Below are 18,624 nucleotides of genomic sequence, written 5' to 3'. Positions count from 1 at the left end.
ACTTATGCTGTGTGAAATACATAAACAAGTGTAGGCGTCTGTATTTATTTGTAGTTTCTGGCTCTGTTTCGTCTCATTTAGAGTGATGCGAGCGCCATACTGTCTTGCATTTTAAGGAACCCTTTACATAATTATGCGGTCTCATACAGTAGTTATTATGTAATTGTGAGAGTGTTGTGAATGAAATCATCTCCCATACCACCCAAAACAGATCCTATTCAGGCTGCCGCTAAAACAGCAACGATGAGAGATGCTACAGCATTGCAAAAGCTAAATGCAATGCTTTCTCAATTTATTGATCTGCTGCCAGAACATGTTAAATCAGAGGGAATTTTTAGAATCTCTGGCTCTGCTGAACGTATCGAAGAGAATTTAAAAGCATACTTAGAAGATCCTAATCATTGCCCATTAAAAACCTTAAAAGAGTTAAATGATCTAAATATCAATGATATAACGGGTTTGATAAAAGCCGCACTTTTGCAATTTTCTAGGGGGTCTTTCACGCCTCAAGAGGTGAATCCTGAGAGACAAGAGGTTATGCGTGCATTTAAGGAACGAATGTTAGCACATGCTGAGGATACGGATAAGGATGAGCGAATTTTCGTGCAAGAATTCATTGAGCAGTTGATTGTCTGTGGTGCTTACGAAGAAGCACAGCTTTTCTATCAGCTTATGTATATTGGGCAACAAATTATTGATGCTAAAGATGAAAATAAAATGGGTTCACAAAATATTACAACGGCATTATTGGGGCCCAAAATATTAGACATCGTTAATAAATATTTAGGAGAGACTGTTGAGGCGAATGAATTGCTTGTGCACTTGAAGCAATCGAGTCTTTTGGTTCAAAATTCTTTTAACGCAGATGAAAAATCACAGACTTATTTTTCTACGCCTTTTGCAGAGCGCTATCCAAAGGCAGCAACTGTATGCGCAACAAGGGTTGTTCAGACTGCAGAAGAAACAGAAATGAAATTGGCAAGAGAGAAACGGAAAATACATTTAATTTTGATGGCCGCTACCCAAGAGAGGCCTGTATTCTATTATGGTCAGACAAAAATTTTTAAGACACCAGACAATCTATTTAATCAGATTAAAGAAATTGAAAATGAATTGCTTGCTGCCAAAGGGCCACTCATTGAAATTGATAGCAAAAAAATGCGTGTTTTCAATGGAAATCAAGCCTTTCAAGTTCAGACGCAGGATCTCTATGCCAGAGGTTTACAACATGCATATACCATGCTTAAAATTGCTAGCTTTGAGAAAAATGATATAGACGAAGGATTTATTAGGCAATGCTTGCTCAAATATTCAGAAGATATGGGAGGACTTAGCGCACATACGCCTGAGAATTTTGAGAGAGCAAGAAAAAGTACTTTAGACTTTGTTGGTATGATGAGTTTTAAGCTTGCGGAAGCACGATTGGCAAAACTAGACGCATTGCCGGATGACGAAAAAGCATTGAATCAATTAAAAGAGGAATATTATCAGCAAGCATTCAAAGATCTCAAGAAAGGAACAGAACTTTATACAATGCTTGAGCCGAGTGAAGAAAGTATTTGTACTGTCATGGCAACGGAATCTGGTTATGAATTACAAATCAGTGAGAAATTAAGCTTTGTCGCACCTCAGGATTTAGAAGCACAAAAAGAAACCGCTTGGTACAAACAAGGAAAAAAGAACCATGGTCTTTGGTTTGAGCAATTTATGGAAAAACATTTGGCAGATGTAATGAGACAGTCTCCGCCTTGTACCACGCGTGATATGCCAAATCCTTCTAATGCATGGCAAGAGAAAAATATTAGCTTAGATTTATCTGGCAAAATTTTACATCAAGAAGAGAAGGTTCGTTTTGCTATCAGCTCACCTTTTAATATTAAAGATAAAAAAGCGCGTGTGGACATGGCTGCCGATGGGATGGAAAAATTACTGTCTGAAGAGCGATTGCGAAAAATAGCACAAGAATATATTAAACGTTGGGGGCCTTTACTGGCAGAGGGTGATGCGATTGATATAGATTTGTTGCATCAAACCTTAGTCGCGCCAACTTTTTTCTATGGTGCCGATCGAGATATGATGGCTGTTAAAAAGGCTTCTAATGCAGAAGTATTAAGGTATTTACAAGGTTTAGATATTGAGGTAGAAGGGCGAAAAGTTAATTTTAGGCTTGGACAAGTCAACAATTGTATTAACATGTGGCATCCCGTTATTATCCCGACAGATAATGATATTGTGGATTCAAATCATTTGGTTTCACATGTAAATCAATTGATTGCAAAACTTGATAATAAAATACCCGCTGCGGAGTCCGAGACTAGAAAAGAATTAAAGCTTGTACAGGCATTTCTTGATAATCAGAAGCGTTCTTGGCTTACGTTTGCACCCTTTAGTAATAAATCACCGACAAAAGAACAACAAGTAGCAATAGATAGTATCAGTCAAAAATTGTTCAATGGACAGTTACATTCTTCTGCTTTATCTCAGGAAAGTCAAAAGGATTTGAGCTTGATTCTTCAGGCTGCTGTAAATTTGAAAAAATTAAATCACGAGTCTCAATTGGGTTGGGCAATGAGGAAAGTGAAGAATGCTGTGCGCATTAAAGAAGTACCCGTGCTGGCACCTGTTGTTTCACTTATTACATCGCCTATTTACATTAGCAAGTATGTGGGTAAAACAGCCGGAAGATTATTCAGTCATTTTAAAGAAGGGGTACCGCCACGTGTCATTGATGCCTTTGTTCCAACCCGTAATACTCAAACGGCCAAGTCAGCCTATGAAAGCATTTTGTGCAGTAAATTGGGTATCAGTATGGGAGGATGCAAAAGTGCATATGATAGAGAAGGTGAGGCCAATGTTCATCGAGCAGCAATGTTGAGTCAATTTAATCAATCCGGTCAAATCTTTGATGCAAATGCATCCGATCGAAAATACTATGAATACTTAGAGGAATATGTAAGGCCTGCAGAGGAATCTGGACATCAAAATCATGTGGCAGCTCATGTGGACAGAACAGGTGGTCGTAAAATGTGGGAGTCCAGAACACATCATTATGAGACATCCAGCAAAGAAGAAAAGAAAATTTTAAGAGGAAATGCTGCAAAATTTAGAAAAATTGCAAAACCACCGACAAAAGAAGAAAAGGAGGCAATGCTTTTGCACTATAGCCCAGGTGCTTTGGAGCGCTTCACTGTAGATACAGAAAATACACTGGATACATGGTTGTCTCAAATCGGTCATTATTGTGTTAAAGATAGTAAGTCGAAAAATACCTTGTCACAAAAAGAGTGTAAAGCCAAGGTACACGCATTATTGGGAGAAGAGGGCGTTCAGAAACTATATACCAAGACAGCATCTGCAGAAACAACAAATGCAAGAGAGGCCTTTTTACAATATTTGCATGATTATATATTAAACAATCCAGACAATCGTTCTCAGGCAGCGGTTAATACACAAGCGACGAATATGCTAGATTTTCTGGGTGAAGAAGGGCTGAGATTATATAAGGATGCTATTGCAGAAGAGCGAAATAGTGCCGCTTTTAGAGATGCAGTATTCTTGAAGTCCATCAAACATTATGATGGGGGAAAATGGGATAACCGTCTTGTGCTCTGGGTTGGTGGGCCTTCTGCGTCAGGAAAAAGTTTTGGGGCAGATGGTGTTGTGCGGCGCTTGGATCAAGATGTTTTGGAGCATTCAAGCTCCGATCTATCTGGTAATGATGTTGTGTCGATTGATGGTGGGATAGAAAGAGATGTGTCTCAAATGCGTCAAATGCTTTTGCAAGTGGCGCTTTCTAAAGGCTTTAAAGGTGTTGATAATTTGCATTCTCATACTAATTTAGGAGTCAAAAAACATGTGCGAGATGCAGCTTTTGCAACCAGCCATTTAAATATTGTGTTACCTGATACTTTTACTGCAAGCATTCCCAAGGGTTTTAAAGCCGATACAATGAGAAAGATTGCAGGGCTACCGAATGTGGCACAAGTATTTTGTGATGTGCAAGCAGAGAAAGGCCAAGCCCATAGATTTAAGCGTTCAGTTGGGTTGATGGGAAATTCTCGTGCGTGGTATCAGGCCAAAACACCTTATGCACGAGAAAAAATAACCATGCTAGAGCCTAACACGGGCGCGGAAAGTAAGCGTTATGAAGGAGGGGTAAAATTTTTAGCGGGGTTGGTTGCATCAAGGCGCGCGAAGCAAGCTTATTTGTCTATCTGTAGAGAGACAGGTCAGAAACCTATTTGTCTTGCGATTACAAACGATCTTATCTTTTTGAAATTAGATAGTAAACAGCAGAAATGGGTTGAATGTGGTGATAAAGAAAACCGTGTAAAAATCGGTGATTTTGTAAAAATGAGTGCTCGAGATTTTGCTGCTTGGCAAAGTTTTGTGCCGGGACAGAGTACCACTTTGAATTTTAGTGCCATACAACCAGAAATCATTCTAGAATTGAGCCGCTTAAAAGAGCAGAATGATTTAAGAGCTTGGGTTAAATATTGTCAAGTACATGATTTATTAAGCCCAGCACAAATCTCTTATACGCATGGGCAGCCTACTCGAATCAGGCGTGCAGTTTCTGCTATAACGCCACGTTATAAAAATGCTGCTCAACCAGAACGAGAGATACCTAGCATGGATAGGCGATTGCATAGATCGGGCACTTGGCCTATTGTGCCAGATCCAAGTGTGTTATCTTCAGAACAGACAGCATCTTGGCAAAATCCAGTGATGGATGACTCTGCTTTATCACATTCCTCTACAACCTCTACTGTTTCTACAGTTTCTGGACTTGCAGCCAGAGAGAGTACCACAGAGCGTGTGCACAAAGAAAGGCAATCATCTTTAGCACATTCTGATATGTTGCATCGTTTCAATCAGGACAGAATTCCCTCTAGACAAGACGCGATAGGAAAAACTGTTAAATATGCACAATTGAAAACTCATTTACAAGAATCTAGCAATTTTCAGAAATATAATATTAACTCTGTGCTTGAAAAGAACATAAACAATGCGCAAACAGTTGAAATGGTATTTAATGCAGATAACAAATCTACAGAAAAAATAGTAGGTTATGGTATTAAAACCAAAGATGACGATGTAGCATTTGCCTTACAGCAGAATTTAACAGTAAACAATCGCGATGCAGGGATTAGAACACTTTGCCAGATTGCTGTAGACATGGCGCGTCCTGGTGATGAATTTAATTTAGAAAATTCTCCGCCAGACAAACGAGAGCAGATCGCAGAAATATTTGAAGTCTTGATTCAACAAGCGATTCGAGATAAAAAATTTACAGCGGAAGATTGTCCTAAAGTCATTGGTAAAATAGAGCCGAGAATGAGTGCGCGAACACAAATTTTAGGCGGTTAATTGATTTTTCTGACGATAGCGGTTTCACTCCGAAAAGGCGAGCCGGGTACGCGTCCCCAAAAGCGTTGTATTTCAATATCCGCTTTAGAAAGACACTGTTGATAGCGCGCGCGATTTGAATTATCAAAAACAATAATGCCGTTTTTATTAAGTTTTTTCATTGCAAGCGATAAACATTGCGGACGACAACGACCATCGATGATAATGACATCAAATTGCCTTTCAAAACTTTGAATGCTTTCTACATAAGATTGAAAATCTAAAAAAGGCTGTTTATCTGAATGGTAAACAGAGGGTTTATTTACTTGCAATACATTCGGTGGACGGTGTAAAAGTAAGATATTTTTTTTGTCTTTTGTGTGTTGCACAATTTGATCGTGCCAGTGTGTGTCATGTTCTATGCTAATCAAAGACTGACATCGCTTTGCAAGCCAGAGTGTGCTTGCGCCACTCCCATATTCAAATACCATTGCTGGATGGCTCATATTGGCCAAATAGTCATTCACAAATTCAATAGCATGATAAGTCCACCAAGGTGTGTCCAATGCAATCATATCATTGAGCTGATGTGTTGCGAATAAAGAGCGTATATAGTGATGGCGACGAGAATAGGGCGCATGCTTATCGAGCCAAGCAATCATACCGCAGTGCGTAGAAATTTTTTTGAGTACGTGTAGTATTTTTATATAGCTACGCTTTGCCCAGCTGGGTGAGAAATCAATATAATGCTCTAAATTAAGAATGGATTTCATAGCTTGTTGGTCACACATCATTTGTGGCAGTTTATATATTTATCTTAATATACAGAATGGGCACTGTACATTAGGATTATGATGTATGGATAAAATAATAGTGTTTTAACGTCTACCATGATGCTGCTGAGGATAAGAGCGTAAAATGTTGTTTTGTCTGCGTTTTTGCGTATCTAGGTTTTGTTCTCTTAATTTTCTATCACGCAACTCGCTTTCTGCGCGTCGTTGTGCTGAATAGAGATTTCCTTCTGCATCTCTGATGGATTGTTGTGTGCTTCTTAAATCATTTTCAGATTGCCAGTGTTGTATTGTCTGAGGTTCAGTATTTTTGTAATACTCATTTTGCTGTTGTGCTCTTTGGTGTGCTTCATGGGCGCGCTGCAAATCTTGTTCGGCTTCTTTTATTTTAGGTTGATTTTTTATAGGCGGCTTTTGAGGTGTCTTTTGTGGATGCTCGATGACGTGTGGCAGCGTGCGGGATTCGCTGGGCTTTGTATATATGCATAGAGCTAAAGCACTGAGACTGAGCATGAGTACTCTCGTTATTGTTTGAGGCCTCATCCTCACAAAGAAATTACGCATAACGTCACCCAAATTTCCTGCTGTTGTTTTTTTAAGACTCTGTTTGAGCCAAGTAAGTTCCCCGCATAAAATTTAGGCGCATATACGCTTATCTGTTAAAGCACTTCAGCGTGATAAGAGGCCCCGTTTATCGTAAACAGATGATTTCTCTAAATAAAAGATTGATTCATCAGAATAAGTTGTGTAACTTTGTTAGACTGTGCTTGGAGGGGGGAAGGCAATAACGCCAAAGGCTTTGTTGTGAATGAGCAGAGATTATGGGTATAGAGACACAAAGTCATCAATTAAGTGTTCCATCTTGCCTCAAATTTCCCTACTATATGGCTCCTGTGCTTTTTAGCTTACCTATAATACTGTGGGGGATGAATGAGTTGAACAACCTGTCTGTGCGAAGAGCAACCTATCTAGGTTTGGGCGCTTTGGGAATGTGGACCGTTGAGCCACTCTTAATTTCTGAAGTTAATAGTCTACCTATTTTTGAAGTACTGGCGATTATTTTTGCTAGTTCATTTGCCATGACGGCAGTACGTTTAACAGTGAAGCGCAAGTGGCATCTTATTTTTAGGCAACCGCTTTATATCTGGGTTGCAGGTATACTCGGTATTTGTGTCAGTGATTTTGCCTACATCTATGGTGCGCAACATGCACCTATCGCACATGTCGATTTAATCGATTATCTATGGCCATGTTTGGCGATTTGTTTTACCAGCATGCTACCCAAGGAAACTTTGTCGCCACAGCATTTAATTGGTGCCGTTTGCGGATTCTTAGGTATTTATGTTCTGATCAGCAAAGAAGTTTCATTAAATGGGCTGAACGTTTCCTATTTTATTGGCTATGGTTTAGCGCTATTTGGGGCAATACTGTGGAGTGGTTATTCCGCCTTTTCAAGATATTTTAAAGCTGTTCCCACAGAAATGATTGGCATGTATTGTGGCATGGGCGCATTAATTTCCTTAATATTACATTTTCAATTTGAAACTTTTGTGATGCCGACGGTACAAGAAGGTTCAATGGCCGTGATTACAGGCATTACAGGTGCAGGCATTGCCTATCAACTGTGGGATTATGGTGTTAAGTTTGGTGATGTATATTTACTGAGCATGTTAACCTATGTGGCAAGAATCTGTGCCATGGCCTTGTTGGTTGTTTTTGGGAAAGAGCCTTTTACACTGACGTTGGTTGTTGCCTGTGCTTTGGCTTCTGTTGGTATCATGGTCAGTGGTTTAGACAGTAAAACCTTTAAAAAAATGTGTGGTTATTTTTTAAAGCCTCTCAAGATATTAAATTCTCCAGCATAAACTCTTCGCGATCGGGCTTTAGGCGTTGTTGGCATCGCATTGTTCGTAACAGTCGTGTATTTTGTATACACTCCTGTTACTCAAATGCTTGCCGCCTAGCCCAAAACCCGATCGCTTTGAGTTAATTTCTTCGGGCTCGGGCTTTAATATGATGTAAAATTTTCGGGACGACACAACGGTCGTCCCCTACACTCTAAACGATCAACAAAGTTATTTTTTAATAGAATGCTTGATGAGCCTAGCAAACTAAAATATAAAATACTTATGCTTGTAATCGTTGCTCTGCAATCTGGTTTGCAATCTCTGCAGTTGATAAACCTGTTGTGTCACTTTGGATGAAAATGCTTTGTAGTGTATCGTATATTTTCAGCACTTTTTCTCGTGCTTGTGTTTCATCCTGATGCAAATATTGGGCAGCAACGTGAATCAATCCGCCCGCATTGATGGCATAATCAGGCGCATATAAAATATCTTTCTCTTTAAGGATGCGAGCCATTTCAATAGATTCTAATTGATTATTCGCCGCACCTGCCACTATTTTTGCATTCACTTTATGTACCGTTTGCGTATTAATAGCATTGCCCAGTGCGCATGGTGCAAAGATATCACAGGGAATAGAATGTATTTGATCGACAGTACAAATACCCACGTTCAAGTGCTCTTTTGCATGTTGAAGTGCTTTGGGATTGCTGTCACAGACTGTGATTTTTGCACCATAGTGCTGGCACAGTTGTGCAATACGAAAGCCTACATTACCAACGCCTTGGATCACAATATGGAGTCCGGCCAAAGAGCTGCGCTGTAAATGATGTTGTGCTGCTGCCTGCATACCTGTCACAACACCAAGTGCAGTGAGAGGCGATGGATCTTTTGTTGCAAAAGCAATGTTACTGTGACCTGTGACATAAGCGGTTTTTTCAAAAATAATATCCATATCTGTGACATGTGTGCCGCTATCTTCCGCGGTGATATAGCGTCCACCCAGCGATTCAACAAAATCACCAAACAATTCGAAAATTTTACGCCTATCTTTGATTTTCTCAGAATGAATGATCACCGATTTGCCACCACCCAAGGGTAAATCACTGATAGCGGCTTTGTAGCTCATACCTTGTGCTAATTTGAGGGCATCAATGATTGCGTTTTGCGGATCGGAATAAGGTATAAAACGACAGCCACCCAGCGATGGGCCACGTGTGGTGTTGTGAATGGCAATGATCCCAAAAAAGCCAGCTTGAATGTCTTGCTTAAGATGTAATTCGCCATATTGCAAATTTTCAAAAAGAGATAAAAAAGGTGCTTTTGTGGATATAGGAGCGGTATTATTGTTGTTTTGCATCATATTTGTGTGGATAACTACAGTTATAACTAAGGGTTGTACAATCAAACCTAAAAAGAGTACACATCAGGAGTACCGAATATGCTATACCTTTAAATATTGTAAAGATATTTCAATAATAATCAATACAACGGGATATTTGGTAATAGGTATGCCATACCATGATAAAAAACACGCTTAATGTTTTAGTCGCTTGTAAGCGTGCGGATAAAGATCCTATCGTAGAAGCCTTGATTTCTCATCGTGAAATAAATCAGCTCTATGTAACGGATAAAATCGCTGAATCACTTAAGATATGTGGCGACCATTGTATTGATGTAATTATTATTGATTTTTTTATGCAAGATGGTTCTGTTTTAGACTTTCTGCAAAATAATCGAGCGATTGTCGATGCCCATATACCTATTTTAGTATTGTCCGATCAAAATGCCTATGCCTTGCATTTATGTGCTTATAGAAAAGGTGCAGCGCAAGTTATTCTGAAAGATGAAAATAATCGATATATAAAATATCTTTATAAATATATTAAAAAACTGCATGACAATAATATTTCACATATACCGATTATGCAGCCCAAAATGAATATTAATAATGCGCTTATCTGTGTAAACAAAAATCTTGATATCACCTTTGTGAATGCTGCAGCAACAGGTTACTTGTCAGAAATACAATCAAAGATGATTGGCAAATCCATTCTAAGAATTGTGAATAATTTAGATGCGTCAATGAGAAAATCGCTCAAAGAGGGTTTTCGATTAGCGCAAGATAGCCATCAACCGCAGCCCATTGGAACCTTTAAATTAACAAAAATTGAGCATGATTTATCCTATATTGAAATCATGTTATACCCTATTTTAAACATCGAACAGCGTATTGAAGCCTATATTGTAACGCTCAGAGAAAGAACAATTACAAATCAGCAAGACATAGAGCGTTATCAACAGCATGAATATGATCATTTAACAGGTGTTTTGAATCGTGAGTCATTTATGTCACGCTTGAATCATGCCTTAATTTATTGTTCCCGTTATGATCAAAATTGTGCAATCGTACATTTAGATATTGATGGGTTTAAGGCAATGAATGATGCTTTGGGACATCGTTTAGCCGATCAGCTTTTGAAAGAAGTTTCGAAAAGAATTAAAATGCTTGTGCGAAATGTTGATATACTTGCTCGCATTGGCGCAGATGAATTTATGTTGCTGTTATCTCACACCAATCAATTGCAAGACTCTGCGCGCGTTGCGGATAAACTAATGCAAGCATTAAAAGAGCCATTTGTTATTGAACATAATCCTTATTTTGTGACGATGAGTATTGGGATTGCAATGTATCCCCAAGATGCAGATACTTTAGATGGTATTATTCAGTGTGCAAATTCAGCCTTGAGGCTTGCAAAAGAAAAAGGTCGGAATAATTATCAATTTTATAAGCCGGAATTTACACGTCAAGCGACTTCTGTGATTGAGCTTGCCAATGATATGCATATTGCCATGGAGAAACAAGAATTTGATCTCTATTTTCAACCGCAATTTTGTGCACAAGATCAGCATTTGATTGGCTTTGAAGCCTTGCTTCGATGGCAGCATCCCACAAAGGGTAATATATCACCGGCTTTATTTATTCCGATTGCAGAACAGATGGGGATGATCAATGAAATTGGTGATTGGGTCATACAGAGAACCTGTCAAACAATGCATAAGCTCAAGTTGGCGGGCTATACAAATTTCATTATGGCTATTAACTTATCTGTGCAGCAGTTGATGCGTGAAGATTTTGTCGATGAAATTATTGAAATATTGGCCCACCATGATGTTCCAGCTTGTAGAATAGAGTTAGAAATCACTGAGTCTGTTTTTGCGCATGATAAGCCAATGATCACAAGTAAATTACAGGCTTTACGATCGGTTGGTTTTCATATTGTGATGGATGATTTTGGTACTGGATATTCTTGCTTAAGCTATATAAAAGATTTGCCATTAGAAGGCATTAAAATTGATAAAGCCTTTGTTGATGAGCTTAGCAGTGATACTCAATCTAAATTCAAGGCTATTATTTCAGCTATTATTACATTAGCACAACAGCTCAATATTAAAACACTGGCAGAAGGTATTGAATCTCTTGAACAAGCAACTTTATTAAGAAATTTAGGTTGTGATCATTTGCAAGGATTCTTATTTGCCAAGCCACTTTCTTATGATGAAACACTGTTGTTTTTAGAAGAGAAAATAGAAAAAGATAATTTATCTGCTACAGGATGAACCAAGTCTTTTTTCCATCTGAGAAATCCTAAAATAGCCAAACCTAGGTAAATAAAAGTAACAATGCTGTGAAAGGGCATGCCTTGTTGCCATTGTAAGATAACGATCATGGCATCGACAATAAACCAGATCATCCAACATTGAATGATTCTATAAATCATCATTGCTTGCGCGAACAAGCACAGGACAGTGGTACTTGCATCCCAATAAGGTATGGTAGAAGGTGTATATGCTATTAAAAAATATGCGTAACTTAAGAATAATGAGAAAACGATGCCACTTGCGATGAGCATTTGCTTGGTGCTCAGTTGATAGACGCTTGTGTTATTGTTCCGTTGCCATTTCATGAGACCAATTATCATGATGATAAAATAAATAGCTTCTAATAACACATGACCATAAACACCTTTTTGCCAATATAAGATGGTGTTTAGGACAATGGCAAACATTCCAATGACCCACGCAGAATGATAGCTTTTGGTAAAGTGATAAGTAGAAATCAAAGAAAGTGAAGCGCCAACAACATCTAGCCAGTTCATATCATGATTGGAAAATAAAGATTAAAACAGTGCCGAGTATAATTCTATAAATGACAAAGGGCAATAAGCCAATTTTATTAATCAGTTTTAGAAACAAATGAATGCAGCAGAATGCGCTTATAGCAGATACGCTGATGCCAATCATGAAATCATACCAATGCATGTGAATAGAAGCATTGACGAGTTGTGTGCTGGCATATGTGCCTGCCATCAGAATAGCCGGAATCGAAAGCAAAAAAGAAAAGGTAGCTGCTGTTTTGCGATTGAAACCAAGAAATAATCCACCTGTTAAGGTAATTCCTGAGCGAGAAGTACCTGGAATCAGTGCCATTACTTGCATGCATCCAATAAAAAGGGCATTTTTCAGGGTAAATGAGCGTAAGGATCTTGCTTGTGAGCCTATTCTTTCAGCAATGTACAATAATAATCCAAATAAGATAGAGGCATATCCAATCACCAGTGGCGAGCGTGCAAAATTTTCAATCGTTGAGTGAAGTAACATGCCACCCACAGCAATGGGTAGAGAACCAATAATCAATGACCATGCCAGTTTGGAATGTACACCCATCTTCGTTTTGGGTTTGAAGCTTTTGAAAAAACCGATGATCAACCATTTTATTTTAACTCTAAAATAATAGAGTACTGCCAGCAAAGTGCCGATGTGTAATGAAATATCAAAGACCAAGCCTTGATCAGGCGTATGCATAATGAGTGGCAGCAGAATTAAATGTGCAGAGCTAGAAACAGGCAAAAATTCTGTGAGTCCTTGTGTGAGTGCCAGTAAAATAACGTTAAGCCATTCACTCATAAAATTGTTTTGCCTTATGGATACTATGTCTTAGGGGAGGGTGATTTGAGTTTGCTGACATCTGTGCATTCAGGGAGCGCCTTCTTTTTATCTGCCATAAATTTGTTAAATAAATCGTGTGTGCAGCGACCCATCATTTGTCCCCATTTTTGGCCATCTGTGGTGCTGAGCTTAGCAGGCAGTTTTGGCGCAATTTGATCGAGACAGGCGGTTAAATAGATCTCTGAAAATTGTTTGCAGCTCGCTTGTTCAATATCAAAACATTTTAGAAAATATTCATCTGCCCCACACAGTTGCGCAGGTAGTAATTCTTTCATGCGACTTAGCCAGACATATTTATCGATAGGCTTAGGCTCATGATTTAGGGTTGGCGTATTGCTTGGCGCTGTTTCTGTTGACCGCGAATTAGTTTGTTGCTCGACTAGCTTGGGTGGCTTTAACGAGTGAGGCGCTGGTGGATTAGAATTATTTGTTTCTGCCAGTAAAGCAACAGGTAGAAAGCAACAGCACAATAAGACTCCAATTCTGAGCAGCATGGCTTTAATCATCAGTAAGTGCTTATTATATCTTGTTAAACAGGTAGCTTATTATAAGCATCGTTGAGGACTACCTACAAGGTTCCTCTGGTAAGATGATATAGTCTTCGTGTTTGTGTGTCGAAATATTTTACACATGGGTGTTAGTCTTGCATGGCTGATGGAAGCATTGATAAAGCACATGCCTGAGTATGACGTAAATATTTTTAATCAATTCAATTGATTAAAAATATTTTAGGTGAGGGATGGCTAGGTTGGCACTAAGCTTGCTTAAACATAGATAAATGAAAAAAGGACTAATAACAATGAAAAGGACAACATTTTTGCTGCTAATGTCTGCGTTGTCCGCAGGTCAAGCCTTCGCAGGTCCCACGTATATTGATGTGGGCGCTTCGGGTCAAACACCCGGTGGCCAGGGTTCTACCCCAATGCTAGGTGGTGATTTAGATACTTTTACAAGCGTATTTACCCAATTATCTTTTTTTGCGGATACCACCACAACACAATATGACACGAATGGAAATGCTATTTCTGATGTGGGTGATAGGTTTATAGATACTGGCACGGCTTCTATCACTGATTTGTTACCACCTTTAGGGGATGATGAAGGCTTAGGTTTTTTATCTGAGATTACGATTGCATGGACAGGACTGTTGGGGCGACTCACCTCTAATCTCATGCCTGTTGCTTCTAATTTTGTACAAAATTTTATTTATGATAGCGATAATACCAGTTTAAGCTTCTATTTTCAGGGTGATGCAGCAGGCGTATTGGGAGCACCCAATGGAAGCTTTGGATCCTCTGTTGGTGCCTCAGACAATACGGGCTTTACAGATGGCCAAAAGGTTTTAGAAATTGCAATCAAGGGCGGCGAAGGTAGCAATACATTTGATAGTCTTGGTCAATTTATCAGTGGTTCTTCTTTATTGATGGGGGAAATCACTTATGCTTTAGATAATTTTTGGTGGTTTGATAATGGCGACAATATACCAGGCACAGCAGGCGATAAAGACTTTCATGACCTGTTAGGTATGGCCATTCCTATTACTTTAAAATCTCGTATTGATCAAAATACAGAACAAGTTGTCACCGATCTGTCAGGCGCAGGTTTAGCAGGACCGCTAGGCTTTGGGAATGAACTCTTCAAAATCCATTCTACATATGATGGTAGTATGGATTTTACAGTACCAGAACCAGGCACTTTAGCGTTACTAGGTCTTGGACTCGTGCTGATCCCCACAATTAGAAGGAGTATTTTGGGTAAAAGGCTTGTCTAAGCGAACAAAACCATCAAAACTATAAGATGATGAGGGGAATGCTATGTGGCACCACAAAACCAAACTTGGAACCTTTTGGATCATTGAATCTGAAGAAAACCATGAGTATTACCTTGGTTTTGATGAAGATTCGCTTGGACATTACAAGAGGATTGAAGATGCTATTCACGATATCAAGGAGCATGAGACAGGAGAGCTGAAATGGGATATGAGTAATATCACGGCCATTCCAGAATCAATTACTGAATGGCAAGAAGGTGAGCCAGATAATTGGGATGATATTTAGAAGCTGTCTCAAAAATGCCATTTTTCGTTGATCCTTATGTTGCAGTTCCTTTTGTGCTGCTCGTTTACATCTGTGTAAACTGCGCTGCTCAAAGAATCTGCGCCTTGGCTGAACAAAAAATTACTATTTTTGAGACAGCTTCTAGACTCTTCCTCTCCATATCTTAAAGAGGATAAAGTTCCGTTTTTGCGGGACTTTATTTTTAAAAAAGCTAAAAAAGCTTAGCGGTCTCTTGTGTAATGGCGATGTTTCAATTTTCCGCGGTGGTGCACGGCATAATTTTTATGCGTGTGTACACTGTTCTCCGCTACATACTCTGCGATGGTGTGTTTGCCATCTGGGCTTTGAGATAAACACTCGCCGTGTGCCACAGATAGGATGATTGGTTCGTGAGCATGGTCAGCAATAGCGCATATCTCAACTTCGCTGAGTGTAGAAAAATCTAAACAGTCTTTAATCGTAATCATTGCTATGACTAAGAAGTAAGTTTGTTAGTTATATAGTTATAGCATGCTTCAAAACACGATGAAATAGTATATTCAAGCTTTGATCAGTAAATATATTAAGTGTATGGTCACGAAATAGCCTATAAGATACATTTCTTTTCTTGCTCAGGTAGGTTCCTTTAAGCTAAGATAACGAGCTTAAATTTCTAAGTGGTTCAGAATAAAATGTAGTGTGGTGCGAAGCTTAGTGCTTTGTAGCGATACTCAAATAAACAAGGGGTTTTATGAAAGCAGATATTCATCCTAATTATAAAAAAGTTGATGTACTATGCAGCTGTGGAAACAGTTTTGCAACTAAATCAACCTATCATGGCGAAACCTTGCGTGTAGAAGTGTGCAGTGAATGTCACCCTTTTTATACCGGTAAACATAAGATTATGGATACAGAAGGCCGTGTTGATCAATTTATGAGACGTTATGCTGCTAAAGCAGCTGCTGCGCCTGCTGTAGAAAAAACAGCTGTGAAAGCTAAAGCGAAGTCTAAAGCCAAAGCAAAAGAAGACACTAAAAAATCAAAATAATAAGTGTAATTTTCACATATATTCCTTGTCGTTATGCTTGAGAAAACAGCATTCTTTCCCTAGGCACACTACTTTGTGCAGCTTAGGGAGCGATAAGGATATACACTCAAAATTCGTTGTACTTATCAAATAGGTGATCAAAATGACCCAAGAGCTCAAAGAAAGCGCATTAGCGTATCATTCTGAGCCACGTCCTGGAAAACTATGTATTCAAATTACCAAGCCCACTGAAACACAACGGGATCTTGCGCTTGCATACACGCCGGGTGTTGCTGAACCAGTTCGACAGATTAAAGCAGATCCAGAATTGGCTTATCAATACACCTTGAAAGGAAATTTAGTTGGGGTTATCACCAATGGTACTGCCGTACTTGGTTTAGGCAATGTTGGCCCTTTAGCTGCAAAACCTGTCATGGAAGGTAAAGCCGTTTTATTTAAACAATTTGCAGACATCGATGTTTTTGACATTGAAGTCAATGCTTCTAATCCACAAGCTTTTATTAATACTGTTGCGCGTATTGCTCCCACTTTTGGTGGTATTAATCTTGAAGACATTAAAGGTCCTCAGTGCTTTGAAATAGAACAAGCATTAATTGAAAGACTTGATATTCCTGTCTTTCATGATGATCAACATGGTACAGCGATTATTACTGTTGCTGCCTTACTGAATGCTTTGGAATTACAAGGCAAAAATTTAGACGAAATTAAAGTGGTTTGTTTAGGTGCGGGTGCTGCTGGTATCGCCTCTATGCGACTCTTGATTGCGATGGGATTGCGTCGCGATCAAATTTATATGATTGATAGAGAAGGCGTCATTCATACGGGCAGAGCAGATTTGAATCCTTATAAATTTGCCTTTGCTGCAGAAACACAAAAACGTACTTTGGCAGAAGCGATTGAAGGTGCGGATGTATTTATTGGTGTGTCTGGTGCTAATTTATTATCTGCAAGAATGCTCCAATCAATGAATGATAAGCCAATTGTTTTTGCATTATCAAATCCTGATCCAGAAATTTCTCCAGAAATTGCGCACTCTGTGAGAGATGATTTAATTATGGCAACGGGTAGAAGTGATTATCCGAACCAAGTGAATAACGTTTTATGTTTCCCTTATATTTTTAGAGGTGCATTAGATGTTAGAGCTACACGTATTAATCAAGAAATGATGATTGCAGCGGTGATGGCGATACGCGATTTGGCGAAGCAACCTGTACCAGAAATCATTTCAAAAGCTTATGATACGGACAAGAGTTTTAGCTTTGGATCAGAATATATTTTGCCCAAGCCAATGGATCCACGTTTAAAGATGGTTGTATCAAGTGCTGTTGCACAAGCGGCAATTACAACGGGCGTTGCTAAACTTCCCTATCCTTCGCATTATCCAAAACTAAAAGAAGATAATGGATTAAAACAAGAAACGCATTTAGCAACTGATTTAGCATAACAGAAAGGGAGAGCAGGATGGCTAGAAAGAAAATTGCATTGATTGGTGCAGGTAATATTGGTGGTACGCTTGCGCATCTAATATTGCTTAAGCAATTAGGAGATGTGGTTTTATTTGATATTACCGAAGGTGTTCCCCAAGGCAAAGCGATTGATCTGTGTCAATGTGGGCCTATCGAAGGTTTTGATAATCAAGTTGTAGGCACCAATGACTATAAAGATATTGCAGGCGCTGATGTTGTCATTGTAACCGCAGGTGTGCCACGTAAACCTGGCATGAGCCGTGATGATTTATTAGAGATCAATGCAAAAGTAATGAAAGCAGTGGGTGCAGGTATTCAGCAATATGCACCTAAAGCGTTTGTGATTTGTGTGACCAATCCTTTAGATGTCATGGTTAACTTATTACAAGAATATTCAGGTGTGCCAGACAATATGATCGTTGGTATGGCGGGAGTATTGGATTCTGCGCGTTTCAGAACCTTCTTGGCATGGGAATTTAATGTTTCTGTTGAGCAGGTACAAGCCTATGTGCTAGGTGGACATGGCGATACCATGGTGCCTTTGGTACAAATGAGTAACATTGCCGGTGTAAGCCTTAGTGATCTTGTTAAGCAAGGCAAGATTACGCAGGCAAGGCTCGATGAAATTGTGGACAGAACCCGTAAAGGGGGGGGCGAAATTGTTGCGCTCTTGAAGACTGGCTCTGCATTTTATGCGCCAGCCACTGCTGCTGTTAACATGGCTGAGTCTTTCTTGCGAGATAAAAAGCGTATTTTACCCTGTGCAACCAAATTAAAGCCTGGTCAATATGATATTGAAGAAGCGCTTTTTGTTGGTGCGCCTGCTAAAATTGGCGCAAAGGGTGTTGAGGCAATTATTGAGGTTCAGTTGACGCCTAGCGAGAAAGACAATCTTAATGTGTCGATTCAGGCTGTGAAAGAGCTGAATGCTGCAGTTAAGAATCTTAACATTTAATCTTCTCTCTTCTTTGCTCTCAGTAATATAGGCTGGGAGCCAAAGAAGCTTCTTTTCTCCTAAATACGATTATCTATTCAATTTGCTTTTTCTTTTCCTTTTTCCTTTTTCCTATAGGACAGCCA

Annotated in this window: 13 protein-coding genes and 1 pseudogene; 8 read left to right on the top strand and 6 right to left on the bottom strand. The window is 39.2% G+C overall.

Annotation, left to right across the window (positions count from 1 at the left end; genetic code table 11):
- The first annotated feature begins 180 nt into the window (after positions 1 to 180).
- The gene (locus CC99x_RS11915; RefSeq protein WP_057624283.1) at positions 181 to 5,370 is read left to right on the top strand and encodes a RhoGAP domain-containing protein; all 5,190 of its coding nucleotides are present in this window, start codon (positions 181 to 183) and stop codon (positions 5,368 to 5,370) included.
- Here CC99x_RS11915 and CC99x_RS11910 read toward each other — a convergent pair.
- Together CC99x_RS11910 and CC99x_RS11905 are read right to left on the bottom strand one after the other, a co-directional pair.
- On the bottom strand, positions 5,367 to 6,122 hold the full coding sequence (locus CC99x_RS11910; protein WP_158003202.1) for a class I SAM-dependent methyltransferase: 756 nt from the start codon (positions 6,120 to 6,122) through the stop codon (positions 5,367 to 5,369). The two genes, CC99x_RS11915 and CC99x_RS11910, sit on opposite strands and share 4 nt — an antisense overlap.
- 105 nt (positions 6,123 to 6,227) lie before the next feature.
- A complete protein-coding gene (locus tag CC99x_RS11905; RefSeq protein ID WP_141651888.1) occupies positions 6,228 to 6,704 on the bottom strand; it encodes a hypothetical protein in 477 nt (158 codons plus the stop codon).
- A gap of 257 nt (positions 6,705 to 6,961) precedes the next feature.
- On the opposite strand from CC99x_RS11905, the gene CC99x_RS11900 reads away from it, so the two are divergent.
- Entirely contained in the window at positions 6,962 to 8,005 is a 1,044-nt protein-coding gene (locus CC99x_RS11900) for a DMT family transporter (RefSeq protein WP_057624280.1), read from the top strand.
- 262 nt (positions 8,006 to 8,267) lie between these two features.
- On the opposite strand, the gene CC99x_RS11895 is transcribed toward CC99x_RS11900, so the two are convergent.
- Complete coding sequence (locus CC99x_RS11895; RefSeq protein ID WP_057624279.1) at positions 8,268 to 9,347, bottom strand: Leu/Phe/Val dehydrogenase; 1,080 nt, start codon at positions 9,345 to 9,347, stop codon at positions 8,268 to 8,270.
- Positions 9,348 to 9,505: 158 nt separating this feature from the next.
- Between CC99x_RS11895 and CC99x_RS11890 the strand changes: the two genes are divergently transcribed.
- Entirely contained in the window at positions 9,506 to 11,605 is a 2,100-nt protein-coding gene (locus CC99x_RS11890) for an EAL domain-containing protein (protein WP_057624278.1), read from the top strand.
- Here CC99x_RS11890 and pnuC read toward each other — a convergent pair.
- From pnuC to CC99x_RS11875, 3 genes are read right to left on the bottom strand one after another with little or no spacing between them, the layout of a single operon-like run.
- Positions 11,539 to 12,144, bottom strand: a complete 606-nt coding sequence (gene pnuC, locus CC99x_RS11885) for a nicotinamide riboside transporter PnuC (protein ID WP_057624277.1) — start codon at positions 12,142 to 12,144, stop codon at positions 11,539 to 11,541. The two genes, CC99x_RS11890 and pnuC, sit on opposite strands and share 67 nt — an antisense overlap.
- Before the next feature lies 1 nt (position 12,145).
- Positions 12,146 to 12,952 carry an undecaprenyl-diphosphate phosphatase gene (locus CC99x_RS11880; RefSeq protein ID WP_057624276.1) on the bottom strand — a complete coding sequence of 269 codons (807 nt, stop codon included), beginning with the start codon at positions 12,950 to 12,952 and terminating at the stop codon, positions 12,146 to 12,148.
- Positions 12,953 to 12,975: 23 nt separating this feature from the next.
- Entirely contained in the window at positions 12,976 to 13,500 is a 525-nt protein-coding gene (locus CC99x_RS11875) for a hypothetical protein (protein WP_057624275.1), read from the bottom strand.
- A gap of 293 nt (positions 13,501 to 13,793) precedes the next feature.
- Here CC99x_RS11875 and CC99x_RS11870 point away from each other — a divergent pair, with 293 nt between their 5' ends.
- The 5 genes and pseudogenes from CC99x_RS11870 to mdh all read left to right on the top strand — a co-directional run bounded on the left by CC99x_RS11870 (position 13,794) and on the right by mdh (position 18,499).
- On the top strand, positions 13,794 to 14,765 hold the full coding sequence (locus tag CC99x_RS11870; RefSeq protein WP_057624274.1) for a PEP-CTERM sorting domain-containing protein: 972 nt from the start codon (positions 13,794 to 13,796) through the stop codon (positions 14,763 to 14,765).
- A 43-nt stretch (positions 14,766 to 14,808) separates the two neighbouring features.
- Positions 14,809 to 15,051, top strand: a complete 243-nt coding sequence (locus CC99x_RS11865; protein WP_057624273.1) for a hypothetical protein — start codon at positions 14,809 to 14,811, stop codon at positions 15,049 to 15,051.
- Between the two features lie 730 nt (positions 15,052 to 15,781).
- Positions 15,782 to 15,982, top strand: a pseudogene (gene rpmE, locus CC99x_RS11860) (50S ribosomal protein L31); the annotation flags it as partial.
- Between the two features lie 238 nt (positions 15,983 to 16,220).
- Positions 16,221 to 17,522, top strand: a complete 1,302-nt coding sequence (locus CC99x_RS11855) for a malic enzyme-like NAD(P)-binding protein (RefSeq protein WP_057624272.1) — start codon at positions 16,221 to 16,223, stop codon at positions 17,520 to 17,522.
- A 17-nt stretch (positions 17,523 to 17,539) separates the two neighbouring features.
- Positions 17,540 to 18,499: a malate dehydrogenase gene (mdh, locus tag CC99x_RS11850; protein ID WP_057624271.1), complete on the top strand. Its 960-nt coding sequence runs from the start codon at positions 17,540 to 17,542 to the stop codon at positions 18,497 to 18,499.
- Positions 18,500 to 18,624: the final 125 nt, after the last annotated feature.

The organism is Candidatus Berkiella cookevillensis (genome assembly GCF_001431315.2).
In the GTDB taxonomy this organism is placed as follows: Bacteria; Pseudomonadota; Gammaproteobacteria; order Berkiellales; family Berkiellaceae; genus Berkiella_A; species Berkiella_A cookevillensis.
The sequence above is the reverse complement of the archived record's forward strand: the minus strand, read 5'-3'. Positions and strand labels throughout refer to the sequence as shown.